Raw genomic sequence first — 9,971 nt, forward strand, 5'->3', positions numbered from 1 at the left:
CCCGGCGCAGGCGCGCTGCGGGGGTATGTGCGCGGCCGCGGGGGGGGCGGGGGCGGGCGCCCCCCCCCCCGGGCCCCGCGCCCCCCCCCCCCCCCGGGCCCCCGGGGGGGGGGGGCCCCCCCCCCCCCCCCCCCGCCCCCGCGGCTCCCCCGCTCCCCCGGTCACCGCCGGGCGCACCCGCGCCCGGTGGTGGCCGCAGCGCGCCCGTCCCGCCCCGGCGCGCGGCCCCACGAGCACCCCCGGCCGCCGGCCCCCCGGCGCCTCGACGAGGAGGACCCCCTTGGGCCCCACGAGCACCCCGGCCGCGACCGCGGCCCCTTCCGGTCCCGACGGCGCGGCGACGCCGCTGCTGTCCCTGCGCGGCATCGACAAGAGCTTCGGCGCGGTGCAGGTGCTGCACGGCGTCGACCTGGACGTGCGCGCGGGCGAGGTCACCGCGCTCGTCGGCGACAACGGCGCCGGCAAGTCGACGCTCGTCAAGTGCGTCGCCGGCATCTACACGACCGACGGCGGGCAGTACCTCTTCGAGGGACGGCCGGTCACGGTCAACGGGCCCAAGGACACCGCCGACCTCGGCGTCGAGGTCGTCTACCAGGACCTCGCGCTGTGCGACAACCTCGACATCGTCCAGAACATGTTCCTCGGCCGCGAGAAGAAGAAGGCCGGCGTCCTCGACGAGACGACCATGGAGGAGCTGGCGCGCCAGACCCTCGCGAGCCTCTCGGTGCGCACGGTGCGCTCCGTCCGCCAGCTCGTCGCGAGCCTCTCGGGCGGGCAGCGGCAGACGGTGGCCATCGCCAAGGCCGTGCTCTGGAACTCCAAGGTCGTCCTGCTCGACGAGCCCACGGCCGCCCTCGGCGTGGCCCAGACCCGCCAGGTCCTCGACCTCGTGCGCCGGCTCGCCGACAACGGCCTCGGCGTCGTCCTCATCAGCCACAACCTCAGCGACGTCTTCGAGGTCGCCGACTCCATCACCGCTCTGTACCTGGGCCGCTCCGCCGCGACCGTGCGCACGCGCGACGTCACGAGCAGCCAGGTCGTCGAGCTCATCACGACGGGCCGCTCCGGCGAGCTCGGCCTGACCGCCGCCGCGCAGGACTGAGGAGCGCACCCGTGAGCACCCCCACCGGCACCACCCCCGCCGGCGCGCCCCAGGGCGCGTCCTCGGGCTCGCCCCAGGGCTCGTCCGACGACGAGCGCGCGCGCATCGTCGAGCTGGCCCGCGCCACCGGGTCGGGCGGCAGCCCCATGTCCGAGGCCGCGGCCGCCCCCACCTTCCGCGAGGGCGTCACCGCCTACGTCCAGCGCCTCAAGGGCGGCGACATCGGCTCCCTGCCCGCGCTGCTCGGGCTCGCCGTCCTCTTCGTCCTCTTCTCGGCGCTGCGGCCCGACACGTTCCTCACGGCCGGCAACCTCGCCAACCTCCTCGTGCAGGCCTCCTCGATCATCGTCCTGGCGATGGGCCTGACCTTCGTCCTGCTCCTCGGCGACATCGACCTGTCCGCCGGCGTCGCGGGCGGCACCGCGGCCGCGGTCATGGCCCTCGCCCTCGGTGACGCCGGGCTCCCCTGGTTCCTCGGCATCCCCGCGGGCCTGCTGGCCGGCCTGGTCATCGGCACGCTCATCGGGCTCTTCGTCGCCAAGGTCGGCATCCCGAGCTTCGTCGTGACGCTGGCCTTCTTCCTGGCCCTGCAGGGCGTCACGCTCCAGCTCATCGGCCAGGGCGGCACCATCGCCGTCCGCAACGGCGTCGTCGTCGCCATCGCCAACGGCAACGTGCCCATCGCCCTGGGCTGGGTCCTCGCCGTCCTCGCGGCGGGCGGGTACGCCGCGCTCAGCCTCGTGCGCTGGTCGACCCTGCGCCGCCGCGGGCTCACCCGCGACAACCTCGCCTTCGTCGTGCTGCGCGTCGTCGCGGTGGCCGCGGCCGTCCTCGCCGTCACGGCGGTCCTGTCCCAGAACCGGGCGCGCGTGCCGAGCATCACCCTCGCCGGGATGCCGTGGTCGGTGCCGCTCATCGCCGTCCTGCTCGTGGTGCTCACCTTCGTCCTCGGCCGCACCTCCTACGGCCGGCACGTGTACGCGGTGGGCGGCAGCGCCGAGGCGGCGCGGCGCGCCGGCATCAACGTGCAGATGATCCGCGTCTCGGTCTTCATGATCGGCTCGACGCTGGCGGCCCTCTCGGGCGTGATCGAGGCCTCCCGCCTCAACTCCGTCGCCCCCGGCTCCGGCGGCGGCAACACGCTGCTCCTCGGTGTCGGCGCCGCCGTCATCGGCGGCACGAGCCTCTTCGGCGGCCGGGGCAAGGTCGTCAACGCCGTCATCGGCGGCCTCGTCATCGCGACGATCGCCAACGGCCTGGGGCTGCTCGGCCAGCGCGCCTTCGTCAACTTCCTCGTCACCGGCGCCGTGCTCCTGCTCGCCGCCGCCGTCGACGCCGTCTCCCGGCGCCGGCGCAGCTCGTCCGGCCGGTAGCGGTGGCCCACCCGTCCCGGGGGACGCTGCGCGCGCCCGCCGGGGCGGGGGCGGACCCCGGCCCGGCTGCTCCCAGCCCGGCTGCTGCCCGGGCGGTGGGCCGCAGCCAGGACGACGTGCGCCGCCACAACCTGTCGGTGCTCCTGTCGGCCGTCCACCGCGACGGCCCCCTGACCCGCGCCCAGCTCACCGGGGCCCTCGGGCTGTCGCGCTCGACGGTGGGCGACCTCGTGGGCGGCCTCGCCGACGCGGGGCTCGTCCACGAGGGGCGGCCGCGCGCCGCGGCCGGGCGGGGGGTCGGGCGGCCCTCGCTCGTCGTGACGCCGCGCGAGCGGGCGGCGACGGTGCTGGCGCTCTACCTCGACGTCCACTGGCTGCGGGCGGCGGTCGTGGGCCTGGGCGGCGCCGTGCTCGAGCGCGGGACCGTCCAGGTCCCCCTCGAGGCCCCGCCCGACCGCGTCGCCGCCCTCGCCGGGGACCTGGCCGCGCGGCTCGTGCCGGACGCCGCCGACCGGGCGCGCCTCGTCGGCGCCGGCGTCGCGGTGCCGGGGACCGTGCGGGCGGGCGCCGGCGTCGTCGGCCTGGCGCCCAACCTCGGCTGGGTGGAGCAGCCCGTGGGCGAGCAGGTGGCGGACGATCTCGAGGCCCGCCTGGGCCGGCGGCTCGCCGTCGCCGTCGGCAACGACGCCGACCTCGGCGTCCTGGCCGAGTGCCGGCGCGGGGCCGCCCGCGACACCGCCGACGTCGTGTACCTCTGCGGCACCTGGGGGCTCGGAGGGGGCGTCGTGTCGGGCGGGCACCGCCTCACCGGCAGCCGCGGCTTCGCCGGGGAGGTGGGCCACATCGGCGTCGACCCCGAGGGCCGCCCCTGCCACTGCGGCAGCCGCGGGTGCTGGGAGGCGGAGACGTCCGCCGCGGCCTGGGCCGCCCCGCTCGACGTCGACCCGGAGGCGCCGGACGTCGCCGAGCGCCTGCTCGAGCGCCTCGACCGCGGCGGGGTGGCGGCGCGGCGCACGCGCGAGCGCGTGTCGCGGTCCTTCGCGCGGGGGCTCGCGAGCGTCGTCAACGTCCTCGACCCGCACGTCGTCCTCGTCGGCGCGGGGCTGTGGCGCGACCTGTGGCCGGTCGTCGAGGACGACGTCCTGCCGTGGGTCGAGCGGCTCGTGCTGCCGGCGCTGCGCGGCCACGTCGACGTCCGGCTCGCCGGCCTCGGCGCGGACTCCACGCTCGTCGGCGCCGCCGAGCTCGCGCTGGCCCCGCTGCTCGACGACCCGCTCGCGCTGGCGCCCGCCTGAGCCGGTGCCCGCCCGGGCCGGTGCCCGCCCGGGCCGGTGCCCGCCCGGGCCGGTGCCCGCCCGGGCCGGTGCCCGCCCGGGCCGGTGCTGACCCCGGGGCCCTGCGGCAGCGTCAGGCGGCGAGGTCGCCGGTGTCGTGCAGCACCCGGCCGGCGCGCAGGAGCCGCAGGCAGCGCGGGGCCGCCGCCCCCTCCGACAGGTCGGGGAGGCCGGGCACGCCGGAGCGGGGGTCGGTGCTCCAGCTCGACACCCGCGCGTCGGCGGCCTGGACGACGAGGTCGCCGACCTCCCACACGGCCAGCGTCGCCAGGGCGCCGGGGACGAGGACCCCCTCCCCGTCGCGCCGGGCCGCGCGCCACCCGCCGCGGGTGTGGGCGAGGAAGGCCGCGCGGGCGGAGAGCCCGCGGGCGCGGCCCTCGGGGCCCGGGGCCGCGGCGGCGGCCGCCCGGACGGCGCCCCACGGGTCGAAGGGCGTCACCGGGGCGTCGGACCCGAGGGCCAGGGGCACCCCGGCGGCGGCGAGGTCGGCGAAGGGGTTGATCGCCGCGGCGCGCTCGGTCCCGAGGCGACGCGCGTAGAGCCCGTCCGGGCCGCCCCAGCGGGCGTCGAAGGCGGGCTGCACGCTCGCGACGACGCCGAGGCGCGCCAGCTCGGCGACCGCCCGCGCGTCGGGCGCCTCGAGGTGCTCGACCCGGTGCCGGGCGGAGGCCAGCGCCGCCGTGCCCACCCGCGCCTCGGCGGCCAGGAGGCCCTCGACGAGGGCGTCGGCGGCGGCGTCGCCGATGACGTGGAAGCCGCCCTGGACCCCGGCGCGCGTGCAGGCGACGAGGTGGTCGGCGACGTCGGCCGCGCTGAGGTGGGGCACGCCCGCGTGGTCGGCCGGCAGCCCGCTGCCCGCGAGGTCGGCGTAGGGCGCGCGCAGCCACGCGGTGCGCGAGCCGTAGGAGCCGTCCACGCAGAGGTCGCCGGCCAGGCCGAGGACGCCGGCGCCCTCGACGTCCGCGAGCGCCGCGGCGGCCTCCGCCTCGTCGCGGGCCAGCACGCCCCAGTAGGCGAGCACCTCGGGCACCTCGCCGGCGTCGGACAGCGCCCGCAGCGCCCGCAGGTCCTCCGGGGAGCCGACGTGCGGCGCGGAGCACTCGGTGACCGTGGCCACCCCCGCCGCCGCGGCGGCGGCGAGACCCCGGCGCTGTGCCCGCTCCCGCTCGGCGGGGGCGAGGCGGCGGCTCGCGTCGCGGGCGACGTCGTGGGCGCGCAGGCGCACGAGCGCGCCCTCGCCCGCGCCCTCCAGGCCCGCGAGCCCGGCGCGGTCGGCGAGCGCGCTCGACACGAGCGCTGAGTGGACGTCGACGCGGGACAGGAGCACCTCGGCGCCCCCGGCCGCCCGGTCCAGCTCCTCCCGCGAGGGCACGCGGGCCCCCGCCCCTCCGCCGCGCGCGGCCCAGGCGTCGTCGTCCCAGCCGTGGCCCAGCAGGAGCCGCCCGGGGTCGGCGGCGGCCGCGGCGGCCACGCGGTCGAGCAGCTCGTCGGCGCTCGCGACGTCGGTGAGGTCCAGGCCCGCCGCGGCGAGGCCGGCCTCGGTCACGTGGGCGTGGGCGTCGACGAAGCCGGCTGTGACGAGGGCCCCGGGCGCCTCGACGACGACGTCGGCGCGGCCGCGCTGCGCCTGCGCGGCCTCGTGCGAGCCCACCCAGGAGACCCGGTCGCCCTCGACGAGCAGCGCCGTCGCGAAGGGGTCCGCCGGGGAGTACACCGACGCGGCGAGGTACAGCACGCTGCGGGGCCGCTCGTCGGCACGGGCCGGCGGCGGGCCGGCCGGGCCGGGGCCGCTGGGGCGGTCGGGGCGGGCGGGTCCGGCGGGGCTCGTGCTCACGGGCACGAGTGTGCCCGGCGCGCGGCGGGGGCCGTCGCCCGCCCGCTCTAGGCTCGCCGCATGGACGCCCGCACGACCGCTCCCGGCCCCTCCGGCCCCCTGCTGCTGCTCGACGCGGCGTCGATGTACTTCCGCGCCTACCACGGCATCCCCGACTCGGTGGCGGCCCCCGACGGCACGCCCGTCAACGCCCTGCGCGGCTTCCTCGACATGACCGCCCGCCTCGTCGCCGACCGCCGCCCCGGCGGCCTCGTGGCGTGCTGGGACGACGACTGGCGGCCGCAGTGGCGCGTCGACGCCGTCCCCTCCTACAAGGCGCACCGGGTGGCGGCGGACGGCGGGGAGGACGCCCCGCGGACGCTGGGCCCGCAGGTGCCCGTCATCGCCGAGGCCCTCGCCGCCGTCGGCGTCCCGCGGGTCGGGGCGCCGGGCTGCGAGGCGGACGACGTCATCGGCACCCTCGCGACGCGGGCGGTCGCCGCGGGCCGGGCGGTGGAGGTCGTCACGGGCGACCGCGACCTCTTCCAGCTCGCGGGTCGTGCGGGTGCGCCCTCCGACGGGGACGGGGGCGGTGACGTCCTCGTCCTCTACACCTCGCGGGGCATCCGCGACCTCGAGCTCGTCGACGGCCCGCGCCTGCGGGAGCGCTACGGCGTCGCCGACGGCGACCGCTACGCCGACCTGGCCGTCCTGCGCGGCGACGCCAGCGACGGTCTGCCGGGCGTCCCGGGCGTCGGGGAGAAGACGGCGGCGACGCTGCTGGAGCGCTTCGGGGACCTCGACGGCGTCCGGGCGGCCGTCCGCGACCGCGACCCCTCCCTGCGCCCGGCGCAGCTGGCGCGCCTGGTCGAGGCCGCGGACTACCTCGACGCCGCGCCCGCCGTCGTGCGGGTGCTGCGCGACGCCGACCTGCCCGAGCACGACGACGCCCTGCCCGCCGAGGTGGCCGACCCGGCGGCGGTCACCGCGCTCGCCCGGCGCTACGGCGTCGCCTCGAGCCTGCGCCGCCTGCTCGTGGCCCTCGGCCTGCCCACCGACGCCGTGCGCGACGAGGTCGCCGGGCGCCGCTGAGGGGCGCTCGGCGGCCGCCCTCCCCCGGGCCGCGGCCCCGGACCGGGCCGTGAGGGCTCAGGCCACGACGGAGTAGGCGACGACCCCGCGGCGGACCCGGTCGACGGCGTCCAGCGCCGCGCGGCGCAGGTCGCCGTCGTCCCCGGCGGCGCCCGCCACCTGGTCGAGCAGGTCGACCGTCTGCTTGCACCAGCGGACGAAGTCGCCGGCGCCCAGCTCCATCCCGGCGGCCTCCTCGAGGACGGCCGACAGCGTCGCGCCCTGCGCCCAGCGGTGCATCGGCAAGGCGAGACCCACGTCGGGCGCCGACGTCGGCGCGAGGCCGTGGGCGCGCTCGCGGTCCTCCAGGTCGGACCACAGGCCGACGACCTGCGCCAGCGCGCGGCCGACGGCGCCGGGGGGCGTGCGGGGGCCGGTGCCGACCTCCTCGCGGCGCGCCTCGAAGACGAGCGCGGAGGCGACGGCCGCCAGCCCGGCGCCGTCGAGGCCCGCGAGCACGCCCTCGCGCAGGCACTGCGCGACGAGGAGGTCCTTCTCGGCGTACACCCGCTTGAGGCGGCGCCCGGCGTCGGTGACCTGCACCTCGTCGGCCTCGCCGCCCGGGAGCCGGTCGGCGGCCCGTGTGCCGTCGGGCTGGGGCTCCTCCTCCTCGCGCGGCACCGGCTGCAGGTAGCCGAGCTCGAGGAGCAGGTCGCAGACCTTGTCGAAGGTGCGGGCGATGCCGCTCGTGCGGCCCTCGATGCGCCGCACGAGCCCGTCGGTCTCGCCGCGCAGGCGCGACCAGCGCTCGGCCCACCGGGCGTGCTGCTCGCGGTCGGGGCAGCCGTGGCAGGGGTGCTGGCGCAGCCGGCGCCGCAGCCCGTCGAGGGTCTCCTGGACGGCCTCGTCACGGCCCCGCGCGCCTCCCGACCGGCCGCCCGACCGGCCCCCGCCGCGGGCCTCCTCGCGCGGGGCGCGCCGGGCGTCGGCGAGCGCCGAGCGCATCGACCCGGCGAGGTCCCGCCGCGCCCCGGCGTCGCGGGCGTTGAAGTCGTGGCGCACGCGCACCCGCGCGAGCACCTCCACGGCGCCCGGCACCTCGTGCAGGGACAGGCGGCGCACCTCGCGCTCCTCGGTGAGGACCGTGGGGCGCGGACCCTCGAGGCCGCCGGCGGTGCCGGGGTCGAGCACGACCGCCGTCCCGGCGCGGCGGCCGGCGGGCACGCGCACGACGTCGCCGACGCTGAGGCCCTCCAGGGAGTCGAGCACCTCGGCGCGGCGGCGGCGGGACGCCTCCCGGCTGCCCTCCTTCTCGAGCTCGCCGACGCGGCGGCGCAGCGCGGCGTACTCGGCGAAGTCGCCGAGGTGGCACTGCATCGCCTCGGCGTAGCCGTCGAGCGCCTCCTCCTGGCTGCGGGCGCGCCGGGCCAGGCCGACGACGGCGCGGTCGGCCTGGAACTGGGCGAAGGACGTCTCGAGCACCTCGCGGGCCCGGGCCCGGCCCACGGTGTCGACGAGGTTGACCGCCATGTTCGACGTCGGCCGGAAGCTCGAGCGCAGCGGGTACAGCCGCCGGCTGGCGAGGCCGGCGACGGCCTCCGGGTCCAGGCCCGGCTGCCAGAGGACGACCGCGTGGCCCTCGACGTCGATGCCCCGGCGACCGGCGCGGCCGGTGAGCTGGGTGTACTCGCCCGGCGTGATGTCGGCGTGGGACTCGCCGTTGTACTTGACGAGCTTCTCGAGGACGACCGAGCGCGCCGGCATGTTGATGCCGAGCGCGAGGGTCTCCGTCGCGAAGACGGCCTTGACGAGCCCGCGGCTGAAGAGGTCCTCGACGACCTCCTTGAAGCGGGGCAGCAGGCCCGCGTGGTGGGCGGCGACGCCGCGGGTCAGGCCCTCGAGCCAGTCCCAGTACCCGAGCACGGCGAGGTCGGTGTCGGGGATGTCGGCGCACGCGGCCTCGACGACGCGACGCACCTCCTGGCGCTCCTCGGGCGTCGTCAGCCGGAGCCCGGCCGCGAGGCACTGGCGCACGGCGGCGTCGCACCCGGCGCGGCTGAAGACGAAGGTGATGGCGGGCAGCAGGTCGGCGTCGTCGAGGGCGGCGACGACGTGCGCCCGGCTCGGGGCGCGCTGGGAGGACGGCGGCGCGGCCTGGCCGCGGGGCCGGTGCGGGGGGTACCCGCCGCGACGGCGCCGTCCCCCGCGCGGCGGGGGCGCGCCCCGGCCGCCGAGGGCGCGGGCGCTGCGCTCCTCGTCCCGGGCGAGGGCGAGCAGCTCGGGGTTGACGGCGGGGCGCACGTCCCCGGCCTCGGCGGCCTCGACCGACCCGCCGGCGACCGCCTGGTCGGCCTCGCCGACGAAGAGGTCGAGCATCCCCGCCCGGCCGGTGAGGACGTGCTGCCACAGCGGGACGGGGCGCACCTCGGAGACGACGACCTCGGTGCCGCCGCGGACCGTGTCGAGCCAGGCGCCGAACTCCTCGGCGTTGCTCACCGTCGCCGACAGCGAGGCGATGAGGACGTCCTGCGGCAGGTGGAGGATGACCTCCTCCCACACCGGGCCCCGGAAGCGGTCGGCGAGGTAGTGCACCTCGTCCATGACGACGTACCCGAGCCCGCGCAGGGCGTCCGAGCGCGCGTAGAGCATGTTGCGCAGCACCTCGGTCGTCATGACGACGACCGGGGCGTCACCGTTGACGACGACGTCGCCCGTCAGCAGGCCGACCTTGTCGGCGCCGTGGCGCTCGACGAGCTCGGCGTGCTTCTGGTTGCTCAGCGCCTTGATCGGGGTCGTGTAGAAGGCCTTGCGGCCGGTGGCGAGGGCGAGGTGGACGGCGAACTCGCCGACGACCGTCTTGCCGGCGCCCGTCGGCGCGGCGACGAGGACGCCGCGGCCCGCCTCCAGCGCGCGGCACCCGCGGACCTGGAAGTCGTCGAGACGGAACGGCAGCGAGTCGCGGAAGCGGGCCAGCTCCGAGCCGTACCCGTCGCCGTAGGAGTCCGTCGGCCCCGCCGCGGCGCCGGCCGTGTCGCTCGCCCCCGCGCGCTCGCGACGGGCCCGGGCGGCGGCGAAGCGCGCGGCGGGCGGCAGCTCCTCGACGTCGGCGTCCACGCCCCCCGCGCCTCCCGGGAGCGCCCCTGCGGCGGAGCCCCTGGGAGACCCGCCCGTGCGCTGTCGTCGCGACGGCATGCCGTCCAGCCTAGGGCGTGTCTCCCTACCGGTGAGGTAGGCCGGGGCCACGCTGGCGGGGTGAGTCGCACAGCTGAGATCGACGA

The 9,971-nt window shown here is 78.8% G+C and carries 6 protein-coding genes; 4 read left to right on the forward strand and 2 right to left on the reverse strand.

Annotation, left to right across the window (positions count from 1 at the left end; translation table 11 throughout):
- Positions 1-346: 346 nt before the first annotated feature.
- From Q0789_RS16255 to Q0789_RS16265, 3 genes are all read left to right on the forward strand, one after another.
- A complete protein-coding gene (locus Q0789_RS16255) occupies positions 347-1,102 on the forward strand; it encodes an ATP-binding cassette domain-containing protein (protein WP_171203682.1) in 756 nt (251 codons plus the stop codon).
- Positions 1,103-1,248: 146 nt separating this feature from the next.
- On the forward strand, positions 1,249-2,475 hold the full coding sequence (locus Q0789_RS16260; protein ID WP_366917773.1) for an ABC transporter permease: 1,227 nt from the start codon (positions 1,249-1,251) through the stop codon (positions 2,473-2,475).
- A gap of 95 nt (positions 2,476-2,570) precedes the next feature.
- Positions 2,571-3,770 carry an ROK family transcriptional regulator gene (locus Q0789_RS16265; RefSeq protein ID WP_298807032.1) on the forward strand — a complete coding sequence of 400 codons (1,200 nt, stop codon included), beginning with the start codon at positions 2,571-2,573 and terminating at the stop codon, positions 3,768-3,770.
- A 112-nt stretch (positions 3,771-3,882) separates the two neighbouring features.
- On the opposite strand, the gene Q0789_RS16270 is transcribed toward Q0789_RS16265, so the two are convergent.
- Positions 3,883-5,643 (reverse strand): amidohydrolase family protein, encoded by a 1,761-nt coding sequence (locus tag Q0789_RS16270; RefSeq protein ID WP_298807033.1) that lies wholly within the window; start codon positions 5,641-5,643, stop codon positions 3,883-3,885.
- Positions 5,644-5,703: 60 nt separating this feature from the next.
- Between Q0789_RS16270 and Q0789_RS16275 the strand changes: the two genes are divergently transcribed.
- Positions 5,704-6,714, forward strand: coding sequence for a 5'-3' exonuclease H3TH domain-containing protein (locus tag Q0789_RS16275; RefSeq protein ID WP_298807034.1), 1,011 nt, complete (start codon positions 5,704-5,706; stop codon positions 6,712-6,714).
- 57 nt (positions 6,715-6,771) lie between these two features.
- Here Q0789_RS16275 and Q0789_RS16280 read toward each other — a convergent pair whose 3' ends face one another.
- On the reverse strand, positions 6,772-9,885 hold the full coding sequence (locus tag Q0789_RS16280) for a DEAD/DEAH box helicase (RefSeq protein WP_366917772.1): 3,114 nt from the start codon (positions 9,883-9,885) through the stop codon (positions 6,772-6,774).
- Positions 9,886-9,971: the final 86 nt, after the last annotated feature.

It is taken from the genome of uncultured Pseudokineococcus sp., assembly GCF_947499845.1.
GTDB lineage: Bacteria > Actinomycetota > Actinomycetes > Actinomycetales > Quadrisphaeraceae > Pseudokineococcus.

Bases quoted from the DNA above. Each gene is read 5' to 3' on its own strand.
- Q0789_RS16260 (WP_366917773.1), top strand. From the start codon at position 1,249: ATGTCCGAGGCCGCGGCCGCCCCCACCTTCCGCGAGGGCGTCACCGCC.
- Q0789_RS16275 (WP_298807034.1), top strand. From the start codon at position 5,704: ATGGACGCCCGCACGACCGCTCCCGGCCCCTCCGGCCCCCTGCTGCTG.
- Q0789_RS16280 (WP_366917772.1), bottom strand. From the start codon at position 9,885: ATGCCGTCGCGACGACAGCGCACGGGCGGGTCTCCCAGGGGCTCCGCC.